The organism is Paenibacillus apis (assembly GCF_018333295.1).
Taxonomy (GTDB): domain Bacteria; phylum Bacillota; class Bacilli; order Paenibacillales; family Paenibacillaceae; genus Fontibacillus; species Fontibacillus antibioticophila.
Genome location: NZ_BORS01000002.1, coordinates 324,561 through 347,561 on the forward strand (window position 1 = coordinate 324,561; position 23,001 = coordinate 347,561).

The 23,001-nt window shown below is 49.5% G+C and carries 20 protein-coding genes; 4 read left to right on the forward strand and 16 right to left on the reverse strand.

From position 1 onward, the window contains the following. Positions 1–3: 3 nt before the first annotated feature. The 3 genes from KI362_RS04080 to KI362_RS04090 all read right to left on the reverse strand — a co-directional run bounded on the left by KI362_RS04080 (position 4) and on the right by KI362_RS04090 (position 4,324). A complete protein-coding gene (locus tag KI362_RS04080) occupies positions 4–972 on the reverse strand; it encodes an ABC transporter permease (protein WP_044477854.1) in 969 nt (322 codons plus the stop codon). Between the two features lie 83 nt (positions 973–1,055). After that, positions 1,056–2,603, reverse strand: coding sequence for an extracellular solute-binding protein (locus tag KI362_RS04085; RefSeq protein ID WP_212939441.1), 1,548 nt, complete (start codon positions 2,601–2,603; stop codon positions 1,056–1,058). Positions 2,604–2,812: 209 nt separating this feature from the next. Next, positions 2,813–4,324 carry an extracellular solute-binding protein gene (locus KI362_RS04090; protein ID WP_301625055.1) on the reverse strand — a complete coding sequence of 504 codons (1,512 nt, stop codon included), beginning with the start codon at positions 4,322–4,324 and terminating at the stop codon, positions 2,813–2,815. Positions 4,325–4,502: 178 nt separating this feature from the next. Between KI362_RS04090 and KI362_RS04095 the strand changes: the two genes are divergently transcribed. Next, complete coding sequence (locus KI362_RS04095) at positions 4,503–6,851, forward strand: AraC family transcriptional regulator (protein ID WP_301625056.1); 2,349 nt, start codon at positions 4,503–4,505, stop codon at positions 6,849–6,851. Positions 6,852–7,025: 174 nt separating this feature from the next. Continuing rightward, entirely contained in the window at positions 7,026–7,490 is a 465-nt protein-coding gene (locus KI362_RS04100; protein ID WP_301625058.1) for a hypothetical protein, read from the forward strand. 243 nt (positions 7,491–7,733) lie between these two features. On the opposite strand, the gene mnhG is transcribed toward KI362_RS04100, so the two are convergent. Genes mnhG through KI362_RS04135 form a run of 7 tightly spaced genes read right to left on the reverse strand, consistent with a single transcriptional unit; the run spans position 7,734 to position 14,221 of the window. Then, a complete protein-coding gene (gene mnhG, locus KI362_RS04105; RefSeq protein WP_301625059.1) occupies positions 7,734–8,102 on the reverse strand; it encodes a monovalent cation/H(+) antiporter subunit G in 369 nt (122 codons plus the stop codon). Next, positions 8,077–8,370, reverse strand: a complete 294-nt coding sequence (locus KI362_RS04110) for a Na(+)/H(+) antiporter subunit F1 (protein WP_301625061.1) — start codon at positions 8,368–8,370, stop codon at positions 8,077–8,079. Before KI362_RS04110 ends, mnhG begins: the two co-directional genes overlap by 26 nt. Then, positions 8,370–8,846: a Na+/H+ antiporter subunit E gene (locus KI362_RS04115; protein WP_301625062.1), complete on the reverse strand. Its 477-nt coding sequence runs from the start codon at positions 8,844–8,846 to the stop codon at positions 8,370–8,372. The genes KI362_RS04110 and KI362_RS04115 overlap by 1 nt, the downstream gene beginning before the upstream one ends. Before the next feature lie 5 nt (positions 8,847–8,851). Continuing rightward, a complete protein-coding gene (locus KI362_RS04120) occupies positions 8,852–10,333 on the reverse strand; it encodes a Na+/H+ antiporter subunit D (RefSeq protein ID WP_301625064.1) in 1,482 nt (493 codons plus the stop codon). Continuing rightward, a complete protein-coding gene (locus tag KI362_RS04125) occupies positions 10,326–10,670 on the reverse strand; it encodes a Na(+)/H(+) antiporter subunit C (protein WP_044477844.1) in 345 nt (114 codons plus the stop codon). Before KI362_RS04125 ends, KI362_RS04120 begins: the two co-directional genes overlap by 8 nt. After that, positions 10,661–13,534: a Na+/H+ antiporter subunit A gene (locus KI362_RS04130; protein WP_301625066.1), complete on the reverse strand. Its 2,874-nt coding sequence runs from the start codon at positions 13,532–13,534 to the stop codon at positions 10,661–10,663. The genes KI362_RS04125 and KI362_RS04130 overlap by 10 nt, the downstream gene beginning before the upstream one ends. Before the next feature lie 39 nt (positions 13,535–13,573). Then, a complete protein-coding gene (locus tag KI362_RS04135) occupies positions 13,574–14,221 on the reverse strand; it encodes a universal stress protein (RefSeq protein WP_301625068.1) in 648 nt (215 codons plus the stop codon). A 189-nt stretch (positions 14,222–14,410) separates the two neighbouring features. On the opposite strand from KI362_RS04135, the gene KI362_RS04140 reads away from it, so the two are divergent. Then, positions 14,411–14,626 (forward strand): hypothetical protein, encoded by a 216-nt coding sequence (locus KI362_RS04140; protein WP_301625069.1) that lies wholly within the window; start codon positions 14,411–14,413, stop codon positions 14,624–14,626. 2 nt (positions 14,627–14,628) lie between these two features. Here the strand turns inward: KI362_RS04140 and KI362_RS04145 are convergent, their stop codons facing one another. From KI362_RS04145 to KI362_RS04155, 3 genes are all read right to left on the reverse strand, one after another. Then, complete coding sequence (locus tag KI362_RS04145; RefSeq protein WP_044477839.1) at positions 14,629–14,865, reverse strand: hypothetical protein; 237 nt, start codon at positions 14,863–14,865, stop codon at positions 14,629–14,631. A gap of 161 nt (positions 14,866–15,026) precedes the next feature. Next, positions 15,027–15,359 carry a hypothetical protein gene (locus KI362_RS04150; protein WP_044477838.1) on the reverse strand — a complete coding sequence of 111 codons (333 nt, stop codon included), beginning with the start codon at positions 15,357–15,359 and terminating at the stop codon, positions 15,027–15,029. 100 nt (positions 15,360–15,459) lie between these two features. Continuing rightward, positions 15,460–16,032 carry a xanthine phosphoribosyltransferase gene (locus KI362_RS04155; RefSeq protein ID WP_301625072.1) on the reverse strand — a complete coding sequence of 191 codons (573 nt, stop codon included), beginning with the start codon at positions 16,030–16,032 and terminating at the stop codon, positions 15,460–15,462. 102 nt (positions 16,033–16,134) lie between these two features. Here KI362_RS04155 and KI362_RS04160 point away from each other — a divergent pair, with 102 nt between their 5' ends. Next, a complete protein-coding gene (locus tag KI362_RS04160) occupies positions 16,135–17,166 on the forward strand; it encodes a YkvI family membrane protein (RefSeq protein WP_301625073.1) in 1,032 nt (343 codons plus the stop codon). A gap of 5 nt (positions 17,167–17,171) precedes the next feature. Here KI362_RS04160 and KI362_RS04165 read toward each other — a convergent pair whose 3' ends face one another. From KI362_RS04165 to KI362_RS04175, 3 genes are read right to left on the reverse strand one after another with little or no spacing between them, the layout of a single operon-like run. Next, a complete protein-coding gene (locus tag KI362_RS04165) occupies positions 17,172–20,420 on the reverse strand; it encodes an AAA family ATPase (RefSeq protein ID WP_301625074.1) in 3,249 nt (1,082 codons plus the stop codon). Beyond that, positions 20,417–21,742: a metallophosphoesterase family protein gene (locus tag KI362_RS04170; RefSeq protein WP_301625075.1), complete on the reverse strand. Its 1,326-nt coding sequence runs from the start codon at positions 21,740–21,742 to the stop codon at positions 20,417–20,419. Before KI362_RS04170 ends, KI362_RS04165 begins: the two co-directional genes overlap by 4 nt. Before the next feature lie 4 nt (positions 21,743–21,746). Continuing rightward, positions 21,747–22,871 carry a glycosyltransferase family 4 protein gene (locus KI362_RS04175; protein ID WP_301625077.1) on the reverse strand — a complete coding sequence of 375 codons (1,125 nt, stop codon included), beginning with the start codon at positions 22,869–22,871 and terminating at the stop codon, positions 21,747–21,749. Positions 22,872–23,001 lie beyond the last annotated feature (130 nt).

A 23,001-nucleotide genomic window follows, 5' to 3' on the forward strand; every position in this document is an offset into this window, starting at 1 on the left:
ATATCAGTAAACGCCTTCTTCACCCATTTTTTTCGAGATCCGGTTAACTAGCATAACCATGATCAAGCCGATGATCGATTTAAAGAAGCCAATCGCCGTACTATAGCTGAATTGTCCTTGTCGCAAACCAGCCGTGTAGACATACGTATCGATGATTTCCCCAACCTGCCGGTTCATGGAGTTTAAGAGCAAATAGACATGTTCGAAGCCTAAATCCAGCACATGACCGATTTTCAAGATGAACAGCGTTATAATAACCCCGCGGATCGTAGGCAGCGTAATATGCCACACCTGACGCATTCTGCCGGCTCCATCCATACGGGCTGCCTCATACAGTCCCGGATCAACGGCTGCGATCGCTGCGAGATAAATAATCGTCCCCCAACCTGCTTCTCTCCATATCACCTGAATAATGTACATCGGACGTAACCAGCCGTTACTAAGCAGGAAATTGATCTTTTCAAAGCCAAAATAACTCAGCAATTCATTAATAATCCCGCCATCCATCGTGACCATAACATAGGAGATGGATACGATAATAACCCATGACATGAAATGCGGCAGGTATACCAGTGTCTGAAATATCCGTTTGAAGAAATTGCCTCTCAATTCATTGAGCATCAAAGCGAGAATAATCGGGATCGGAAAATAAATAAATATATTTAACGCAAACAAAACGATGGTATTCCATAAAATATTGAAAAACTCCGGCTCCGTGAACAGCCTTTTGAAATGCTCAAATCCTACCCATTCGCTGCCGAATATTCCTTGATAAGGCTTATAATTTTGAAATGAAATAATGAGTCCGTACATCGGAAGATATTTGAAAATGATAAAGTACAGCACTCCGGGCAACAGCATCACATAGAGCCATTTATTTCGCCACAACCGTTTCTTGAGCTCGCTTGATCTCGTTTTTTTCTCGAGCCGCAACGGAGGGGCGGCTCCGGGCTGAACGGTGACTTCCTGCATGAGATTCTTCCTCTCTACTATTTGATGAACCGAAAAGGCCATGGCAGTTCCACAGCCTTTCCGGGTGACTGCAAAGTCACGCTTTATTTCGCAGCGGCATTAAACTCCTCGATGATCTTATCGCCTCCCCGACTCTTCCAGTCGGATACTGCTTTCTCAAAGCCGGCTTTATCGATCTGTCCATACATATATTGATACGTCGCATCCGTAATAATCTGTTGAAGCTCAACACCCTTTTCCATATAGGTGACTGAATCCAGTGCGGCAGTTGGGTCAGCTACCCCAACCTTTACGTTCTCCAGAAGCAGCTCTTCCGCATGAATCCGGCCCGGAAGCTCATTGTAGCTCTCGTACATTCCGTTCGTTTCGGCTTCCCCGATAACGCTGTCCTTGTAGCCCTTTACCTCACGCTCAATCAGTTCCTTCTCTGACGAAGGCTTGGCTTTGCCGTCAACGACGGTATAGTGGACACCCTCGATACCCCAGTACATTACATTGGCAACCTCCGGCGTCATCATCTTGTCAAAGAAAGCGAGAATCTTTCTAAGCTCGGCCTCATCCTTTACAGCCGATTTCGGGAACAGAACAATGTTGTTATATCCCGGAATCATCCATTGTGCGAAATTACCGTCAGGACCGGCAACCATGCTGTGCGTATCAAGCACCGCTTCCGGAACGTTCTTGATCAGGTCCTTATGCAGTGAATCGATATCCTGCATCGAGCCGCCGATGTACATCCCTGCCTTGCCGCTGGTGAACATTTTGACGGCATCCGTCTTACTTGTCGCAGCAAAGTCCTGGTTCATATAGCCGTTCTCACGTACCTTTTTGAAGAAATCCATCGTGTCGTAGTAGCCTTCGAATGTAAACTCCGGCTCCAGCTTGCCGTCCTTGGTTCCCCAATAGTTCGGTGTTCCGAACCAGGAGGATACGGTCTTGAAGGCACCATAGACAAGCTCGTTCCGGTCAACAATTCCGATTGTATCCTTCTGACCATTACCATCCGGATCCTGCTCGGTAAAGGCTTTGGCCATTTCAAATAATTCATCCACATTCGCCGGTGCGCTAAGACCTAATTTATCCGCCCAATCCTTGCGGTAGATCATGCCTTGACGGGCCAGCGGTCTGCCGATGTACAGCGAATACAGCTTGCCGTCCACCTTGGTGTTATTCAGAATTTCCGGCTTCAGCTTGTTCAGATTCGGGAACTCGCTAAGCAGTGGACCGATCTCCCAGAACTGACCATCTTTAATCGCTTCCTTCATCTGAACGAAGGTAGTGGAGTTCTTCAGATACGTAACCTGTGGCAAGGATCCCGTTGCAAAAGAGGTGTTCAGCTTTTCTTCATACGTATCCGCCGGGAAAAATTGATAGGTCAGCTTCGTGTTGGTCAACTTCTCGACTTCTTTTTTGATCGTGTCCGGCGGTGTCTCTGACGTATTCAGCGGAAGCATAATCGTAATTTCCGTCGGTTCCTCCGGAGCGGTCGAGACCTCCTCTTTGGAGTTTGACGGAGCAGGTGTCGGATCCGCTGTTGCCTCCTTGCTCTTTTCGCCTCCCCCGCATGCGGACAATACCAGGCTGAATGCGAGCAATACGGTCAGTAACATACTGAATGACTTTTTCTTCATTCCAATTTGACCTCCATTGACATAAATTGATTACGCTTTCACATTACATGCCCGTTAGCATTCCGGATACAATCATTTGTTCAGATTGGCCGCTTGGTTCAAGGCTTCTGGAGAAATGATTATGGTGATTATCGGGGAGGGAATAGAGTACAAAAAAAAGCCTTGCGCCAACTCGAAATATAGTTGGGGCAAGGCTTTGGAATCGATATTTATTTCTTCAAAGCAAGCGAAGCATCGTACTCCCGTATAATTTGATCTCCGCCATTTTGGCGCCACCGCTCAATCTCCCGGGCGAAGCCTTCGGCATCGATGCTCCCAAGGATATAGTTGTAAGTAGCGTCGGCGATCAGCGCGGACAGCTCTGCATTCTTCTCGTCAAAGGTAGGCGAGCTGAGCGAAACGGTCGGATCGTTCACCAGGAAGGACTCGTTATCCTCACTTAACTGGTCGGCCAGATTGGTCAAGTGCTCCTTCTGTCCCACCTTCATAATATTGGCGTTCCCGATATCTGCGATCATTAGAGAATAGAGCGGATTGACCTCATACACGCGCAATTGGGAGGTGGATTCAGGTAAAATCACCTCTCCGTTGACTATACTGTAATGTCGACCTTCCACTCCATACATCATCAGATTGGCTACATCCTTATCCATAGTCCGGTCAAAAAATTGCAAGATATCCTGTAGCTCCTGCTCTGTCGGGATCGCCTTCTTCGAGAATAAGAATAAACCATTATAATTCGGAATCGACCATACCTTGTGGCCGTCCGGACCTTCAATCCGGTTCACCAGCGTGAATTCAGCCTCCGGATTAAGCGCCCTGGCTTCGATCGCCAGACGCTGCACGTCCGTCATGCTGCCTATGAGCACCCCGGCCTCTCCCCGGATGAACCGATCGCGCTGAATTTCCTTGCTCGTCAGGGCAAAATCCCGATTTAAAATCCCTTCATTATACAGCTTCTTCATGAAGTTCATCGTATCCATGTACTCTGTCGTCATAAACTCCGGAATCAAGTGACCATTCTCGACCTTCCAATTATTCGGTGTACCGAAGTACGAGCTTAGCGTCTTGAACACCCCATACACGAGATCATTTCGATCGACCAGGCCGATGGTATCCTGCTTCCCGTTACCATCGGGATCGTTATATGTAAACTGCCGCATCACCTCATATAGATCATCCAGCGATTGCGGCTTAAGCAATTGAAGCCGGTCAAGCCAATCCTGACGTATAATGACCCCTTGCCTTGAGGATGGCCTTTCCGTATATAGACCGTAAATTTTCTCATCTACTGACGCCTGCTCCAGAATTGCGGGATCCAGTTTTTTTAAGTTATTATAATCCTGAAGATACGGGCCAATCTCCCAGAAGGAATCGGAGCGAATCGCATTTTTCACTAAATTGTAATCTGTAAACTTCACGAAGGTTACTTTCGCCAACGAATGCGTAATCAGACCCGTATTCATCTTATCGGTATAAACGCCCTCAGGAATCCAGTTCACATCGAGCTGAGTGCCGGTCAGTTGCTCAATCTCCTCCATAAGCTCCGATGCAGGCGGCTGGGGAAAATGAAGCGGAGCGAGAATCGATATATATAAGCTGCTGTCTCTCTTCGCTGCCGAATCCGAACTGCCACCGCAAGCAGCTGTCACCAAGAATGGCACAATCAGCATGAGACGAAAAAGGCGGGATGCTTTCGCCCTGATGGATTTTCCATACATTTAAAATGTCCTCCTTCCTCATGTATTCATCATACATGCTGGAGCCGCAATAATTAACCATTTTGACGCAACTCTCGATGAAATGATTATCATTCAGGAAAATGATTATTGTTATTATATGCCAGATTACATACACTAATAGTACGTGATGACTATCTATGATAAGGTGCTGAGTTAGGTGAGACCATTAAGCTTCCTAAGCAAATTGATGATCTTTACATTCGCAATCAGTACGCTTCCTGTACTATTTATCGGATCTTTTTCTTATTTAACCTCAACCAAAGAAATTCAAAAAAATGTAAACCAGAGCAAGATGGAGCTTATCTCGCAAATTAATTCCAATGTGGAGCGAAAGCTGACCACCGTCAATCAAACCTTGAATCAGGTTGTGAACTCCAGCGTCCTGAAGCGGGCTCTTGACAGCCCTTTAAATGAAAGCGATTTCAAGTTATATAACGATCTTAGAAATGAAATCCGCAATATGCAGTCCTTTGATACCAAGCTTGAGGATGTCGTCCTCCTTAATACCCAGCAAAACTGGATGATCAAAAACTCCGGTCTATACCGGCTGGATTCCTACAAGGATCAAGATCAGTTGATATCTTTGCTGGAGAATTCCGATAGCAACTCATGGGTCCTGACTCCTTCATCCTGGTATTACAGCGAAGAAAGTGTCGGTGCATCCAAATGCAGCTACAGCATCAGCCTGATTAAGAAGCTTCCGACGAATAAATTGCATAAATACGGACTTGCGCTCGCCAACATTCCCGCATGTACTTTACAGGGCGACGTATATTCCGATTCGCAGCCCTTAGACGATATTATTATCCTTGATGAGCATAGCCGGATTTTATTGCATCCGGATGCTTCGCTCGTCGGCATGCCGCTTGAAGACAGCGGATTTATAGACGGTTCCAAGCTGTCCCTCCAAGCAGGCAACTCCGGGCAGTTTACCACAACCATCAACAAGAAGGAATATTCCGTCAGCTTCTTGCGCTCCCAACTGAACGGCTGGGTTTATTTATCTGTAACCTCCATCGCCAGCCTGACCAAGGAGTCCAATAAGATCGGGCTGTTCACCTTCTACATTTGTGCGATCATGCTGCTGATATCCGTTCTTCTCGCCTGGATCGGGTCCCGGCGGATGTATACTCCCATTGAAAGATTATTGAACCAGCTGGGACAGCGGAAGCCAGGTCTCAGAGCCCGGCACGCCAATGAATTCCAGGTGATCGGCGAGCAGTTGCACCATCTTTTCCAGTCCAAATCACAATTAGAGCGGGAGATTAACCAGCATATCCGCCAGGTGCGGACCTTTTCGCTAAGCCAGGCTTATCAAGGCAACTACAAGAAGAGCGAGCTTCATACCAAACTGGAGCAATTTGGCTATGGCAGACAGCTTCAGGACTGGAAGACGATGGCGGTCATTACCCTGTCTATCGATTCATATGAAAATTCGGCCTACGAGAAAGAGGATCTGAACCTGCTGCTGTTTGCTACGCACAATATGATTGAGGAGCTGGTCAGTCCGGACAATCGGTTTACCCCGGTCATTATGGACCCGTTCATCGTTACCTTAATTGGAAATACAGAAGAGGATGAGCTTGCCTTCCATCGCTGGCTGTATGCATTGACCGAGCAGCTTCAGCAGGAAATCAACCGTTGTCTCAAGCTGCAGGTGAGCATCGGTCTCAGCCTTCCGTTCCATTGCTTCCACAAAATACCGATCGCCTACAAGGAAGGAATTGAAGCTTTGAAATACCGAATCAAGCTGGGCACCGGGGTGATTATTCAATTTGAGAATCTTAACTCCGGCATGCATTATCTGAAATTGAACTATCCGAACCACAAGGAAAACGATCTGATGGACGCGATCAAATTGGCTGAAACCGACAAGGCCAAAGAGCTTGTTCGGAGCCTGTTCGCAAGTATATTTTCGCAAGAATTATCGCCGCAGGAATACCAGATTCCGCTGACTCGCCTGCTTAACAATTTGCTAATCATGATGCAGGAATCAGGCATCGGGTTGAATCAAATCTATCATGCCAATGGATCCTTATTCGAGGAATTGCTGGAGCTGCCTACTGTGGCAGAAATAGAGGACTGGTTCTGGAGCGTTATTATTAATCCATTGATCAAAATTTTTAACAGCCGGCAAAATGCCCAATATCAGAATATTTCCGAGAAAATCATCGACCTGGTGCAGCATTATTACGATACAGACCTTACGCTGGAGGAATGCGCTTCAAGGCTTCATTATAACGCGAACTATATCAGCAGCATTTTCCGTAAAGAGACTCAATCCTATTTCAGTGAATATCTAACGATGTACCGGTTCAAAATGGCTAAAAAATGGCTGGAGGAGACCGATATGCCGGTCAAGGATATCGCTGCAAGATTACGCTATAATAACTCCCAGAACTTCATCCGTTCGTTCCGCAAGCAGGAAGGAATGACCCCCGGACAGTACCGCGAGCTGCACGGAGGTTCAAAGCATACCGATTTCCTCGATGAAATTGCCGAATAATCGCGTCTTCAAAACGGAGCAAAGGTGCCCCAAAGTCATCGTCGATGATTGGGGGCACCTTTTTCAAAGTGAGGTTACGCCGTGCGTTACGAAATAAGTGTCGAAAAGCACTAAAATTATTGGCTGGCGGCTCGTGCGGCGAAATAGATGCCGAAAGGCATTATAATTCCTCGCGTGAGTGCTACTGCGGTGATTTTAATGCATAAAGGCATTATAATTCCTCGCGTGAGTGCTACTGTGCCGATTTTAATGCATAAAGGCATTATAATTCCTCGCGTGGGTGCTACTGCGCCGATTTTAATGCATAAAGGCATTATAATTCCTCGCGTGAGTGCTACTGCGCCGATTTTAATGCATAAAGGCATTATAATTCCTCGCATGAGTGCTACTGCGCCGATTTTAATGAAGAAAGGCATTATAATTCCTCGCGTGGGTGCTACTGCGCCGATTTTAATGCAGAATATCACTAAAAAGCCTCGAGGCTTGCCAAAGGTAAGTTCGGAGGTCGGTTGGATTTTCCTCGCTCCCCATTTGACCAAGAAAGCCTCAGTTGGACGCAAGAAACCAAGGAATCAAAAGCGAAAGAAGACCGCTCTGCTCCTTGATTTCTATATGAATATCACTCTATTTTCTATATGAATATCACTCTATCTTCTATATGAATATCACTCTATCTTCTATACGAATATCACTCTACTTTCTATACGAATATCACTCTACTTCCTATTTTTTATATAAATATCACTCTACTTTCTATTTTTTATATAAATATCACTCTATTTTGGTATTAAGGCTGTACAGAAGTTTACTTTACTTTGGGACACCCTTGACAGCGCGCGGTGGGACGGTACGGGTGTCGCCAGGTATTAGCTGGTTTCTCTTCTACTCCTTGGAAATTTCTTTATTCAAGTCACGGCGCAGGTCATCCTGTACGCTCTTTTCCCACAAGGGGACACCGGATCGATATGCTGCTCTGCCGTTCAAATGGCCTGCCACTGGTGAAGTTATGAACACGAATACGATACCAAGAAGCAATTTGACGCTAAGGATATCAAGGAACAGCATTAAGTACAGAAATGCTCCCGACAGGATGCACAGAACCCCTAGCGTCGCTCCTTTCGTAGCTGCATGGGACCGCAAATAAATATCCGGTAGACGAACCAGACCAATCGCACTCAAGACGCTCAAGACGGCTCCCAGAAGGACAAGGAGCGCTATTACCCATTCACTGATTCCGCTGATCACTGCCATGTTCCAGAACCTCTCCCCTCTCAATGTACCGGGCAAGCGCCGTAGTTCCAATAAAGGTCAATATCCCGATCAATAGAATAATTTCAATGAAGCTTTCGGTTCGAAGCAGCAGCGACAGAACGGCAATCATCGCCAGCACATTGATCCCGATCGTATCCAGCGCAAGCACCCGGTCACTCCGGGAAGGTCCCTTCACCAACCGGTACATGCAGACGCCAATGGCCAAAGACAACAAGGTGAGCGCAGCTACAAATATATTGTTCGTCATCAACGGGTCACCTCCTTAATTGCCTTCTCGAATGAATTGCGAATCTGTTCCGCATGCAAGGATACATCTTCGATATTCATCGCATGAATGTACAGCGTATCCCCATCTTCGGATACTTCCAATGTTAATGTTCCCGGTGTCAGACAAATCAGGCACGATAATAACGTAACCTCCCACTCCGACTTCAATTCAGTGTGATAGGCGAAGATTCCGGGCTGAATAGCCAGTCTTGGTGTCAGAATATACCTGATGACCGCAAAGCTCGATACGATCAATTCTTTAATAAAAATCCAGATCAACCTCAAAACAGCCCATACTCGACTAAGGTAGAGCGGCGCAGACCAGAAAGGACGGAGCAACATTACAAATGCAGCCCCAATCAAATATCCGATTATAAATCCGGAACCGGACCAGTTCCCTGTAAAGGCCATCCATAAAAATGCAAGCGACAGGTTGCTTAGTATTTGTGCCTTCATAACATCTACTCCTTCATAACCGCTTCAATATATAGCTCCGGATTAGCAAGAACCTCTCCCGCTTGGGATACGAAGGAATAGACATACTCCGAGCAGATCCCCGCCAGGATGACGATCAGCAGCAGCCCTGCCGCCCCTGCCATCCCCGCTCTTGGCAATGCGCCGGACTTCTGGATTTGCTTCTCCTGGGGATCGCCCCAGAAGCCGATTCTAAATATCTTGATCAACGAATACAACACGAGCAGGCTTGAGCCCACTCCGATCAGCGACAAACCGATCATGCCTTCTTCCAGGCCCCCGCGGATGAGCAATAGTTTACCCGGAAACCCGCTAAGCGGAGGAATTCCGACAAGAGCCAGGGCAAGAATAAAGAACATCCAGCCCAGGAGAGGATACCGCTGAATCAGACCACCCATGTCTTTAAGCCGATCCGTACCTGATGCGCTAATGATAAGACCGCCGAGGATAAACAGCAGGCCTTTTGCAACGATGTCATGCAGCAGATAAAAAACGGCCCCGTTGATCGCGTCACCGGTCGCCGCAACCAAGCCGAACGTCACGAATCCTACGCTCACAATAACGTTATAGTTGAGAATACGCGGAATATCTTTGTAAGCAACCGCTCCAAGTCCGCCCAGAATCATTGTAGCGGCAGCCATAAACATCAGCCATGGCCGCGTTGTGCCCGGGTCGTGATAGAAAATTAACGTAAATATCCGAATGATCGAATAGACTCCGACTTTAGTCAGCAGGGCTCCGAACAGAGCTCTTACGGCAGAAGGTGGAGCACTATAAGAGCCGGGCAGCCAGAAGAACAAGAATAGACCGGCTTTAAGTCCAAATACAATCAGAAATAGGATTGCTATCACATTAAGCACGCCGCCCTGGCCCAATTCCGCAACACGCATCGACAGATGAGCCATATTCAATGTTCCCACGGAAGCGTACAAATAAGCTACAGCGGCGACAAATAACGTGGAAGAAACGATATTTATCAAAAGATATTTCACGGTTTCCCGAAGTTGGAGCTTGGTTCCTCCAAGCGACAGCAGAGCATAGGAAGACATTAGCATAACCTCGAAGAACACGAACAAATTAAAAATATCCCCCGTTAAAAAAGAACCGTTCACACCAACAAGCAAAAATAGAAAAAAGGAATAGTAATGGTATCTTTCCCGTTCCCCACCGATGCTTCCAAAGGAATAAATCAAAACGGCGAGACCTACTACAGAAGCAGCCAGCACCAGCAAGGCCGAGAACATATCCCCTACGAACACGATTCCATAGGGCGCCTGCCATCCCCCCAGATTAAGAGTAAGAATCCCTTCGGAATGAATGCGTCCGGTTAGCACCAGCGCAGTTAATACGCTGAGCAGAGAGCTGATCAGGCTCAGGATGCGTTGAAGCTTGATTTTTTCCTTAAAGAAGAACAGAATCACCGCTGTCACTAACGGAAGCAACACAGGAAATACAAGCAAATTATTCATTGGCTGCTTCGCCTCCTTCCCGGTCATCCGTTACTTCCGTGCCTGTCGTTTGATTCGTACGGTAGGCTAATACAAAGAAGAATGCCGTAATGCCGAAACTGATTACAATTGAGGTTAAAATAAGGGCCTGCGGCAAAGGATCCACATAGGATCCGGAATTATCTCCCAATATCGGCGAAGCCCCCCGCTTCAAGCCGGCCATGGTCATGACCAGCAAGTGCACTCCATGCGTCAGCAGCGAGGTCCCCAGAATGATCTTCAACAAGCTTTTTGACAAAATCAAATATACGCCGACAGAAAACAGGATTCCGACCGCCACACAGAGTATCAGTTCCATTCCCGGTCTCCTCCGATCGTCAGAATCATATTCATGGTTACTCCCGTTACAGCAAGAAAAACACCAAGATCAAATAGAACTGCCGTTGCCAGCTCGGTGTCGCCCAGAATCGGCAAATAGAAATGACCGAAAGCATGGCTGAGGAAAGGGGCTCCGAAGATAAATGAACCTGCGGCTGTGGCAATTGCAATTAAAAGCCCCGTCGCTGTAACCATGCGGAAATTTACCGCTAACACTCTGGACAACAGATCCGTTCCGAATGAAACCGCAAGCAGAATCAGCGCGGCTGACGCCATAAGCGCACCGACGAAGCCTCCCCCTGGGCTGTTGTGGCCAGCTAGGAACAGATGGAATGAAAAAATCGTAATGATTGCAGCAGCAATCTTTGTGATTGTTTTCAAAATAACGTCATTGCTCTTCGGATAGGGTATTAATCTTGCAGCACCGGTCATATCATTCACTCGGGCAGAGGCCGGACCCGGTTCCATTCTCAGCTTAACCATGCTGAAAATCGCAAACGTGGCGATTCCGAGGACCATAATTTCAAACAAGGTATCGAAGCCGCGGAAATCAACCAAAATTACGTTCACGATATTTTTGCCGCCTGCTGCATGATAGGACTCTTTTACAAAATACTCCGAAATCGGTTCGAACGGGCTGCTGCCTATCGCCGCCAAAGCCACAAACATCATGACTAGGCCGACTCCGACCGAAATCATAATATTTCTGACCTTGGAGCTGACCGCAGCCGCTTCCTTCTTTAAGCGTGGGAAGAAACGGAAACAGATCAGGAACAGCACCACCGACACTGTCTCCACAATCATTTGGGTCAAGGCAAGATCCGGTGCACGGAAGATAACGAACAACAACGTGACCATATAACCGACCGCACCGGTGAACAAAATGGCTACCACGCGTGAATTTGCAAAGGGTACAAAGAGCGCGGCAGTAAGCATTACCACAATAATAATGATTTCATAGAAGGATACAGGAGCGTACTCGACCATGCCCAAATGGATCCCGTCGGCACGGATAAGCGTACTTCCAAGCGCTATGATCAAGAACGTAAAAATGTATAGCAGATAATGTCGCTTGGAGCCGGTCATATACGTATTCGTAATCCGGTTCGAGCCTTGCTCCAGAATACGAAGCAACCGATCGTAAAGTCTGTCCAGCGAAAATCCACCGTCTCGTTCACGATCCATGATGCGTAATCGCCCATATGCCATATACAACAGGACACCGACCGCGATTACTCCGATCGTCATGAACACTTCGGGTGTCCAACCATGCCAGAGGTGAATCGAAACCGCGAATTGTTCTCCGGCCGCAAGCAAATTTCGATGAACGGAAGCCATTGCAGGCTCGATGAGTGTTGAAGACAAAATATTCGGAAAGAAGCCGAAAACCAAGGTCAGCGAGGCCAAAATGACCGGAGACAGCAACAGCCCCAGAGATGCTTCGTGAGGACGGGCATTCAGCTTGTCCTTTGAAAAGGGACCTGCAAAGGTTTTAAATACCAAAATCATGCTGTAGACAAAAGTGAATATACTTGCAATCCATGCTATGACCGCAAACAGAACGAGCCAGGTCTCGGAATGAAGCACATCAAATTGTTGAATATTTAGAACTGCAGTAAAGAACATCTCCTTGCTTAAAAAACCATTGAACGGCGGGATTCCGGCCATCGAAAACGTTCCGGCCAGAGCAGCCGTAAAGGTGATCGGCATCATGGACATCAGACCGCCAAGCTTGCGCAGGTCCCGAGTATTTGTCTCATGGTCGATGATCCCCACAACCATGAAGAGAGTGCCCTTGAAAATTGCGTGATTGATAATATGAAAAATGGCAGCCGTTGTCGCAGCGGCAAAGAACATACCCTCGACAGTCCCCGGATAGAAAGCAGCCGCAGAGCCTAAGCCCAGAAGACACATAATGAGTCCCAGCTGGCTAATGGTGGAATAAGCCAGCATCGCCTTTAGATCGGTCTGTCGTATCGCTTTAAGCGAGCCATATAACAGTGATACTAGCCCGGTAACAGATACGATCCAGAACCACGATTCCTGCCCCGAAAAAATCGGACTCATTCGTGCCACCAAATATAACCCTGCTTTTACCATTGTCGCCGAATGCAAATAGGCGCTTACTGGAGTCGGTGCTTCCATTGCATCCGGAAGCCAGATATGAAAAGGAAACTGGGCAGACTTGGTGAACGCGCCCAGGAGAATGAGCACCATAGCCGGTATGAATAGCTTGCCGGTTGCCAACACATCCAGTTCATTGATCGTCTCGCGAATGCTGAATGTACCGGTCATTGTATAGAGCATTAAGAATCCGACAAACATCGCAAGACCGCCGAATACCGTAATCAGCATGGACTTTAAGGCACCGTAACGCGATCTTTCCCTGCGGTGCCAGAAGGCAATTAAGAGAAATGAGGTTATGCTGGTCAATTCCCAGAAGCCATACAGTACCATCATGTTGTCGGACAAAACCACACCCAGCATGGCTCCCATAAACAACAGCAGGTACACGTAGAATTGCCGCAAAGCTTCCATCCGCTTGTTCAAATAGAAGATGGAATACAGAACTACAAGGGCGCCGATTCCGCTAATCAGGAGGGCAAACAGCATGCTCAGACCGTCCAGATACAAGCCGAAATCGATTCCTAAGGAAGGAGCCCAGACTGCCTCAGCCCTATGGAGCTGACCTGCCCGGATATCCGGAATGAGGCTCAATAAATACAAGAATATTGCCGTGGGGAGCGGGATCACCGCCCAACCGGGGTGAAGCGAATGCCAACGTTTTGTTAATGGAACGATGGCAGCAAATAGGAATGGTAGTAAAACAACCGCATACAGCACCAGTACAGCCTCCCTCTTACCTTCTCTATAAAAATGGGTTTATGGACGAAGTTCCGTCCATTCCCCATGGACGATTTTCAAATATTGCGGTTCTCCGTTCAATTGGGTCTTGAACAGACCGTTATTGAAATCGGTATGCAGCTCTTTGAAAAAGGTGCCTCGCATGAATTCAGTCTCAACAGCTTCTCCACTGTAATTCAATTCATACTTTTCTCCGTTCTTCACCAATATAGCCTGAACCCCTTCTTCATGGGTTTCTTCCAGCATGGCCTCGTAACGCTGCACCGCAACGATGTGGAGATCAATCAGACCGAGCCTTTCCACCAGTTCATTGACAAAGTTGCCTTTCGTAAAGCTCTGCCAGAAGGTCTGTCCGGATTGTCCGATAATGATCTGGGTGACCCCTTTCTCCCTGGCCGTCTCGATGATGACATCGGCCGCTTTTCTTCCTCGGGATTTCCGCACTAGAAACTCCCCGCCAGAATCCCGGCACATTTTCTCCCAGGCCTTAAGATACTGCTCTTTGTCCTCGTTGTACTCGTTCTCTTTGGACGAATCCACGGTAAGGACGGTAAACGGAGCCCGAAGAAGCTTGGCTAGCTGACTTCCGCGCTGGATCAACCGCTGACCATGAGGACCATAGTATACGCATACCATTACACTTTCCCGATGTTCTGCTGTAGTCATTTCATTGCCTCCTAATTAAAAATAGCTAAAAAAACACAAAAAGAGCCCGTTAGTGACAGGCTCCTCCGACTTCCATTCATATCAAATTAAACCGATTATAGCTTCTGGAGAAAAAAAAGTAAAGGTTTCAACAAAACGTATGGATCCTTGGGCTAATGGAAATTCTCCTTGTATGGAGGTATATTGCTCATGCTGACAAAACAGAAAATAAAAATTTGCTCAGGCATTTTTGCCATGATCTTTATCGCCGGGTGGAGAATGCATCTGAGCTTCCCCGAGAATCCTGTTGATTCAGCTCCGCGCACGGAATTCGGGCAGATCGGTGCATTCTCAACAGAGCTGGCAAACGAAGTGATTTTCTCGCCCCGAGAATATTTGAGAATTGTGCGCTATCAAACAGACTGATTCTATTCCTGCCCCGGTGTGCCTTCCTCCCAAGAGGATACCCGAGGTTCGCGTGAAGGTCGATAGCTGTAATTCCGGTCGAGCTTAACGACGTTCCGGTTCGGTCTGCGGATGAGCACATGCGTGTCATCCCAAGCCACCACGATGCCGCGCACATCATTTTCAGGCATGGCATCGCGAACCACTCGAACCTTCTCCCCGGATATTCTGAATTCATTCAGCTGCTCATCTGAAATCATGCCTTGAATCCTCCTTTCGAGTGAATCCGTATTATTTCCCATATCTTCAAAAAAACTCCCGCAGCAACCTTAAGCTGCGGGAGTCTTATGTCTGCACAACTTCATCCTGCTTCGCCTTAAGCGCAAGCCTCTATACTCAAGCAATACAACAACCTTACCTGTTAACGCTGAGCATGCTCCTTGCTGTCGTTCTTCTCGAACCAGAAATCAAGCACCTTCGCGGACATAACCCGTTGCTGGATATATCCAACCTGTTGAGGACTGAATTCCTGCCGCCAAGCTATATTCAACTCTTCACACAGCCCGGCAATCGTAAGCAGTTCTGACCAGGCCACATAGCGCTTATACCAGAAGAACTGAGGGTGTTCAAGCATATAGGGATAAAGGTCATCAAATTCTGTATGCTTGCAATCCAGTGCACGCTCGAAGGTAACCTTTGCATCAGCCAATTTAGAAATGAAAAAGTCCGAATTCACTACCGATTCGTTCCCCATTTTGTAAGCCTCCTCTCCTAGTCATCCCCATTATATCGAAAATAACCTTACCTGCAAAGAAGCGGACGCAAAAATAGGGCAGGAAGATTGAAGAAATAGATTAATCCGCGAAGACGATCTTCCCGCCCTCAAGCGAGGCGATTTTAGCTAAAGACTCCAGACGGATGCCGCTCTCTCGAAGCGCATTAGCCCCTGGCTGGAAGCACTTTTCGACAACGATGCCCGCTCCGATCAAGGTCGCTCCCGAGCGTTCAACAATTCTGATCAATCCCCGGGCCGCATCTCCATTGGCAATAATGTCATCAATAAATAAAATTCGGTCATTCTCCTTCAAAAATTCCTTGGAGATCAGAAGATCGGTAACCATTCCCTTCGTAAAGGAAGGCACACGTTCGCACAGCACCTCCGACTCCGCCGGAAGCGACTTCTTCCGTCTGGCAAATACCAGCGGAACACCAAGCTCATATGCGGTTGCAAAAGCGATGGAAATTCCCGAAGATTCCACGGTAACGACCCGGGTCACGTGCTCGCTCCTGAACAGGTCAGCAAATTGACGCCCCATTTCCATCGTCAGCTGCGGATCCACCTGATGGTTAAGCAGGGCATCGAGCTTCAGCACCTGGTCCGATACAACAACCCCTTGATCTATAATTGCTTGTTTTAATTTATCCATGCCATTTCCTCCCGAGCTTCCTTGTTTACGACTTTGAGTCATGTCCCGTTGCCGGATAACATACCTTGTACTATATATAGCACATCATCCGGGGGGAGTACCATGAGAAATACCATCAAAGTGTTGCAGATTGCGTTCACTTATATCGGAACCGTCGTCGGTGCAGGCTTTGCTACCGGTCAGGAAATATTACAGTTCTTTACCCGATATGGAAAATGGGGCACACTGACCATCCTGCTCTCTACTGTCATGTTTATTTGGTTGGGAACGAAGATGATGCTGCTCGCGAATAAAATCCAGGCCACATCCTATGAAGACCTGAACCGCAAATTATTTGGCGAAAAAATCGGACAGGTTCTCAGTCTGTTCACCCTGGTCGTCCTGATCGGCGTCAACAGCGTCATGCTGGCCGGAGCCGGCTCGGTGTTCGAGGAGCACCTTGGCCTTCCTTTTCAAGTTGGCCTGTGGATCACGCTCGTTGCCACCTTTTTTCTATTAGGCAGAGGAATCGGCGGGGTCATGAAGCTGAATACGGTTGTGGTGCCGATGATGATCACCCTATCTCTCGCCGTTATCTTCAATACGGCCGGTTCTCCCGGAGCCTCCCGTTTCTTGACGATCACTACTGATGCTAGCCCGCTAGCCGTGTTGGCATCACCGCTGATGTACTCCGCCTTCAATTTGTCCATGGCACAGGCGGTTCTTGTACCAATAGGCAGTCACACCGGAAATCGGAAGACGATCATTTGGGGAGGGATCACGGGCGGCATCGGGGTAGGCTTCATGCTCATGGCAGGGCATTTCGCTCTCTCCTCCAGCATGCCCGGCATCACCCAGTTCGAGATTCCGATGGGCAACATCGCCCGACAGCTTGGTACCACAATACAGCTCATTTACATCTTACTGATCTTCATGGAGATCTTCAGCACCTTCGTGGCCGATGTATACGGCGTAACCTTGCAATTGAAGCAGTATCTTAAGGTTCCCTCCGCATTACTGTCAATCAGTATTCTAACCATCTGTTATGTGACCAGCCAGTTCGGCTTCAGTGCGCTGCTATCGGTTTTATACCCGCTCTTCGGACTGTTCAGCCTCCTGTGGGCAGTCATGCTCGCCCGTTACAAAGAGACTTAGCTTCCTTAATGAATTTCGATAACATCAACGGACGAAAAATGCTCCCTGATCTCCTGCAGAACATGATCATGGCAGGTCATAAAAATAATCTGCTGCTTTCCGGATAGGTGTCCAAGCACCTTAAGCGCCCCTTGCAGCCTTCCTCTATCGAAATTCACGAACAGGTCATCCAGCAGTAATGGAAGGCTCCGGGACCCGGACACCGCATCCGACAATGCTAGCCGCATGGCAAGATAGGTCTGCTCGGCGGTCCCCCGGCTAAGATAAGAGCTTCCGATCGGTCCGTAGTCCCGATGCTCCACCATAAGCTCCTGGGTCCCCATCTTCACCAGGATTCTTGAGTACAGCCCCCCTGTCATTTCCTTCAAATAGGCTGATGCCGTCTTAAGTACTTGAGGCTGCCGCTCCTGTTCATAGATTTTGCGTACCCGTCCGATCAGCTCATGACACAGCGCCAATGCAGCATATCGGTCTACCGCGTCATGAAGCGCCGCTTCCTGCTCAGCCAATTGCTGCTGCCAATTGTCCCGAAGCCCCTGGGCCTCCAGACTTTCGCGCTCCTGAAGCAAGCGTCCTTTCCGCTCAACCAGACCTTGTCTTGCGGTCTCTGCCTGCTTAAGCCTGTCACGCGCCTCCGCAAGCAGAACGGATAATTCCGGTTCTTCCCGGCTCTTAAGAAGCTGTCTTACCTGCTCACCGTGCTCTGAACCGATTGTTAAATGGAGCTCCAGCTCAACCTGTCTTAGCTCTTCCTTAAGTCGTCCGCGAAGGGCTTCTTCCTCTGCTATGCGCAGGAGCTGCTCTCCAGCCTCCGCACCGCTTTCATCCAGCAAATGCCTCTCTGCCTGTTCCAGAAGTCCGAGCCGATCCAGCGCTTTCTCCAGCTCCTCCTCAAGGCGAGCCTTCTTCTCCTCGAGTCTGCTCGCAGCTTCCCGCTGCTTTTGCTGTTGCTCCAGCTCAGCCAAGGCGCGATGCAATTTACCCGGCAAGGCATGATGCTCTATAGCCGCCGCTACCTCATCCTCCGCTGATCCGCCTATCCCATTCAAGGCCCGGCAGTCCGACTCAAAGCTTGCGATTTCATGCCTAACGCCTTCAAGCTTCAAGGTTACGGCTTCGAGCTGCTCCAGCCATTCCCTTCCTTGCTCGGCAAGGCGAAACACTTCCAGCGCCGCCTCCGGCGATAGCTCCGGAGCCAGCTCACGCTCAGCCAGCCAGCGCTCCCAGGCTTGGGATTGAGCTGCAAAGATCTCTTCCTTCCGAGTCAGCTCACGCTCCAGTCCGGCTAATGCTTCATCCAGGGCGTGCTTTTTCCGGCGTTGCTCAGCTACTTGCTCTTCCAGAGTCTCCTGCCTTTGGCTCCAGAGCATCCACTTCTCCATCAGCCTGCGGAGTATCCGTTCTTCCTCATCTGTCAGCGTATAGCCATCCAGCCCTCCCTCAGCCTTGAACGAGACCGAGTAACCCGACAAACGGGAGGGTGCCCCCAACTCTCCGACAGGCAGGTGAACCAGCTTGGGCAGCAACTGGCTCAGCTTTAATCCGGCAGGTGTAGCAGATAAGCTCCTTCTGCTTTCCTGCGCTTTTCGTGGAATATCCTTCGATTGCTGTCTATTGTTGAACACCTTGCTAACCAGGTATAAATCAATCCCGAGCAAGACAATAGCACTGACAAGACTCCCCCATAGCGAGTCCGCAATGAGCCACAACAGGAGCGGGATTACAACCGTCAGCAAGACAGCCCCTGCCAGCCAGCCGGATAATTTCTTGGCCGGACGAGCTGATCTAGTGACCTCTGTCGACGGAAGTCCTTCTTCCCGAAGCAGAACTTGTTCTCCGCGCGCCTGGTCGATGAGTCCGGATATCTCATTCCACAAGGCTTGAGTCTCGCTCCGATCCTTGGAGCGCAGCGGGGCATAATCCCGATTCCCTTCCTCTCTGCTTGCCGCCAGTCTGTCCATTATGCGATCAAGCTCGGTGCCTGCCGCAGTCGCCTCCCGCTCCAGCTTCAGGCGCTCTTGATAAAGGGCCTCCATCTCTCTTTCATAGGCGCTAAACTCCGTATTCGTTCTTCTTACCGTCTCACGCTCACCGATTGTACCTGTAAATTTCCGCAGCAGATCACGCGTCCAATCCGGGTGGATGCTCTCCAGACAGCGCTCCAGCTTTTGTTCAAGCCTGGACGCCTCGCTAGCCAGCTCAACGGCCTCTTGCCTGCGGCTCTCATAAGCAGGAAGACGCCGCTCCAGCTGAAGAATGGCTTGCTCCTGATCAAGAAGCGTGAAATCGGCGGATGCTGTCCGGATTTCCAATTCCATAGCAGCGATTTTCCGCTTCAGCTCATTCAGCTCCGGAAGCTCTCTTGCCTTATCCTCCTGCAGCCGATTCCAGCGTTCCTTCGCCTGTACCGGGAATGCCGGCCGTTCCGGCAAATCCGCTAACTCTCTAAGGATCGCTTCCCGTCTATACCAAGCAGGACGACATGCGATCGCCTTGCTAAGCGAAGCCTCCTCTTCAACGCACTGCTCATATTCAGCAGCAGTGCCGTAAAGGAGGTCTTCGAGCTCCTTCAGCTCCAGAGTCACAGACTCATATCGTGGCAAGAGCGATTTGGCTGCTCCCGCCTGGAGCTCGATACGCTCAAGCTCCTGGGTCAATCCATAAATCTCTTGGCTTCTGCCCCGGGGACGATACAGCTTGTCCAGCTCTTGAAGGATTTTCTTCTCTCCCTGCAGCACTGCCGTCCCTCCGCCGATACCGGCGTGAAACAAATAGCTGCTTAAATCATCCGAAGCAAGCGCCGATACTTCCTGAAGCTCGGATAAGGTAACCGCAAACAGCTGGTTGAACATCTCCTTCGACATCCCGCCCAGCAGCTCTCTGCGCAGATCCCCGTCCGATAGCTCGACCATTCCGCCTTCGGGATCACTTCGGCTAATCCTTAGCCTGTCGCCCGCTCTGCCGGACAAGGTTGTTCCTTCTGGCGGCTTCGCATAGCGCTCGATGAACCAGCTCCGGCCTTCCGGATCACGAATCGTGATAGTTCCTCCGTGAATGCCTCCGCTTGTCGGTTCATACCGCTGAGCTCCATAGCTTCGGGAAGGGATTCCGAACAGCATCGCCCGCACAAAGCCAAGCAAGGTGCTCTTGCCCGCTCCATTCGGTCCAAAAAGGACCGTCACATCCTCCTTAAGCTCCAGTTGGAGCCCTTGAAGCTGACCGAAGCCTTGGACATTCAACCGCTCGATTCTCATCGTCCGCCCTCCCCTGCCGCTCCCTCTTCACGCAGAAGAGAGGCTGCGGTCTCGCGCGCGAAATGCAGCCATTCCAGGCGTTCCTGCGCATTCTTGGACTTCAGCAATTGACGCAGCCGGCGATCCGATTTCATCGGCTCCAGCGCTGCCTCCAGCAGTTCATCCAGAAGCTGCGGCTCCCGCTCAGCCTGCTCCGCCATACGGAACAACTCGCCAAGGAAGCTGTCCTCTCCTAGCAGCTGCTCCCGATCCACCGCAGCCTGTGTATGCAGCCGGATACCGGCAGGCCATACAATTCCCCTTGGCAGCAACCCTGTGCTCCCGGCGCCCACCCGCATCTCCTCCTGCCTTTGCAGCTCGGCCAGCAGTTCTCTTGCTTCACGCCCGCTGCTAATCAGCGCATGCAGGGGGCCGCTCCCGGTATACTTGAAGCGGGCAATAGCCGGTTTGCCTTTCATGTCCTGCCTTATGGCCTCAAGCCGTTCCTCGGTCCGAAGCTTCCATTCTTCTTCTGTATTCAGGCCTTCAATGGAAAGTTCAATCTCACACCATCTTAATTGGTCAAGCTCATGGAAATGCAGCACGGACCTCCCTGCTTCATCGACTTCTACCAGATAACAGCCCTTTGGCCCGGTCTCTTTCATGCTCCGTCCTTGCGGATTTCCCGGATAGACGACCCATGGCGCTTCACTGAGCACCTGCCGTTTATGGATATGTCCCAAAGCCCAATAGTCATATCCGGATTCGCGCAGCTCGGAAAGGGAGCAAGGGGCATAAGCATCATGCCCCTCTTGTCCGTCTACGTTCGCATGAAGGAGGGCGATGTGATATAAAGACGAATCCTCGTTGCGGATAAAATGACGTGACAAATTCTCTGTCACCGAGGAAGACGCATAGGATATTCCGCTGACAACAGCTACCGATTGTCCGTTCAAACGGCTGACCGCGGTATAACTCTCCAGCGAGGAGCCGAAGATTCTGACATTCGAAGGCAAGGCAAGTCGTACCCGGCTGCCAAGCGGGTCGTGATTGCCGTGAATAACATAGACCGGTATTCCGTGCCGATCAAGCCTCTCCCACGCCTCCTTCAGGCGAAGCTGCGCGCGTAGTGAAGAATCAGCGGCATCATAGACGTCGCCGCTAATGACGATAAAGTCAACCTCCTCGGAAACAGCAAGATCCACCAGCCCGCTCAAGGCGGCGAAGGTGGAATCCTGAAGATAACTGCGCAGCCGGTCAGGTATCCCGGTCATGCCTGTAAACGGGGTATCCAGATGCAGATCCGCGGCATGTATAAAACGAAACGGATGCAAAGCGATCACCCTTTCATCCTTTATATTGCAAGTAAATTTTCTTCAATTCATGAACGACCCGATTCAACGAATAATGGTTCTTGGCATGATCCGATCCGTTCCGCGCCAGCTCATACCGGTAAGCCGGATCGACGATCACCTTTTCCAGTGCGTCGGCAAGCTGGTCCGCATCATCGGGAGGTACCAGCAATCCGGTCGTCCCGTTCGCAATTTGCTCCGAGATGCCTCCAATATCAGAGCCGACCAAAGCCAGCGAGCACAAGGCCGCCTCAGCGAAGACGGAGCCGAATGCCTCGGCGCGGGACGGCAGTACAAATACATCAAAGAATGGCATAAACTCCTCAGGATGAAGGGTATAACCGTAGAAAATCGTCTCACTGTACACGCCGAGCTGTTGAGCCCGCTGCTCTAACTCCTCGCGTATCGGCCCGTCCCCGATGATATGGAGCACATAAGCAAGCCCCCGCTCCTTCAGCCTGGCACAGGCCTCCAGTAAAGTATCAATTCCTTTGGCCGGTACAAGACGGCATACCGTGACAAGCTGGGCGACCTCATTTTCATGGGGAATCGGCTTAAAGCGTTTCTCATCAAAACCGTTCGGAATGACATCGATTTGATCGTAATTTAATACATAAGGTCTCAGGTACTCTTTAAAGGAGTGCGATACAGTAAGCAGCCGATCCGTACGATGCTCCAGCTCCTTATAAATGGAAGTCAAAAATTGATGTTCAAGTCCGTTCTCCTGAATCCTTCCGTTCAGAATGAGCTCCCGCTCATAGCTGGAGTGAATGCTCTGAATGACCGGAGTATCCGGAAATACTTCCTTCATGGCGAGCCCGGCGATGGGATGATGTGCATGAATGAGATCAAACGTCGTTTTTAGGCGGAGCCGGGTCCACCAGAGATAATCGCGATAGGTCTGGACGTACTTTTGCACCACCGGGCTGGCTTCATACTGATGCCAATCAAAGGTCTGAAATTCGACTGCATCGCTTCCCTTGCTGCGAATTCGCTTGGGGATCGAGAACAGCTCCATCTCCCAATGCGGCGGATTGAAGCGCTCCTGCAAATAGGGAATCATTGATGACACGCCCCCGGGCTGCTCCGGCGGGAAAAACAAAGCCTGCAACAGTTTCATAAGGGTTCTCCTTTGCTGTGTCCTGCTAACCTGCGGATGAACCGCTCTCCTCTTCATTATGCCATAGGCCAAGCGGAACATCCATTCCCCTTTTGAGATTAAAATAGGATATGTTAAACTTCCTAAGTAC

Excerpts from the sequence above, each read along its gene's own strand:
- KI362_RS04080 (WP_044477854.1), bottom strand. The coding sequence starts at position 972 with ATGCAGGAAGTCACCGTTCAGCCCGGAGCCGCCCCTCCGTTGCGGCTC.
- KI362_RS04085 (WP_212939441.1), bottom strand. The coding sequence starts at position 2,603 with ATGAAGAAAAAGTCATTCAGTATGTTACTGACCGTATTGCTCGCATTC.
- KI362_RS04090 (WP_301625055.1), bottom strand. The coding sequence starts at position 4,324 with ATGTATGGAAAATCCATCAGGGCGAAAGCATCCCGCCTTTTTCGTCTC.
- mnhG (WP_301625059.1), bottom strand. The coding sequence starts at position 8,102 with ATGGCAGTGATCAGCGGAATCAGTGAATGGGTAATAGCGCTCCTTGTC.
- KI362_RS04110 (WP_301625061.1), bottom strand. The coding sequence starts at position 8,370 with ATGACGAACAATATATTTGTAGCTGCGCTCACCTTGTTGTCTTTGGCC.
- KI362_RS04115 (WP_301625062.1), bottom strand. The coding sequence starts at position 8,846 with ATGAAGGCACAAATACTAAGCAACCTGTCGCTTGCATTTTTATGGATG.
- KI362_RS04120 (WP_301625064.1), bottom strand. The coding sequence starts at position 10,333 with ATGAATAATTTGCTTGTATTTCCTGTGTTGCTTCCGTTAGTGACAGCG.
- KI362_RS04125 (WP_044477844.1), bottom strand. The coding sequence starts at position 10,670 with ATGGAACTGATACTCTGTGTGGCGGTCGGAATCCTGTTTTCTGTCGGC.
- KI362_RS04135 (WP_301625068.1), bottom strand. The coding sequence starts at position 14,221 with ATGACTACAGCAGAACATCGGGAAAGTGTAATGGTATGCGTATACTAT.
- KI362_RS04140 (WP_301625069.1), top strand. The coding sequence starts at position 14,411 with ATGCTGACAAAACAGAAAATAAAAATTTGCTCAGGCATTTTTGCCATG.
- KI362_RS04145 (WP_044477839.1), bottom strand. The coding sequence starts at position 14,865 with ATGATTTCAGATGAGCAGCTGAATGAATTCAGAATATCCGGGGAGAAG.
- KI362_RS04150 (WP_044477838.1), bottom strand. The coding sequence starts at position 15,359 with ATGGGGAACGAATCGGTAGTGAATTCGGACTTTTTCATTTCTAAATTG.
- KI362_RS04155 (WP_301625072.1), bottom strand. The coding sequence starts at position 16,032 with ATGGATAAATTAAAACAAGCAATTATAGATCAAGGGGTTGTTGTATCG.
- KI362_RS04160 (WP_301625073.1), top strand. The coding sequence starts at position 16,135 with ATGAGAAATACCATCAAAGTGTTGCAGATTGCGTTCACTTATATCGGA.
- KI362_RS04165 (WP_301625074.1), bottom strand. The coding sequence starts at position 20,420 with ATGAGAATCGAGCGGTTGAATGTCCAAGGCTTCGGTCAGCTTCAAGGG.
- KI362_RS04175 (WP_301625077.1), bottom strand. The coding sequence starts at position 22,871 with ATGAAACTGTTGCAGGCTTTGTTTTTCCCGCCGGAGCAGCCCGGGGGC.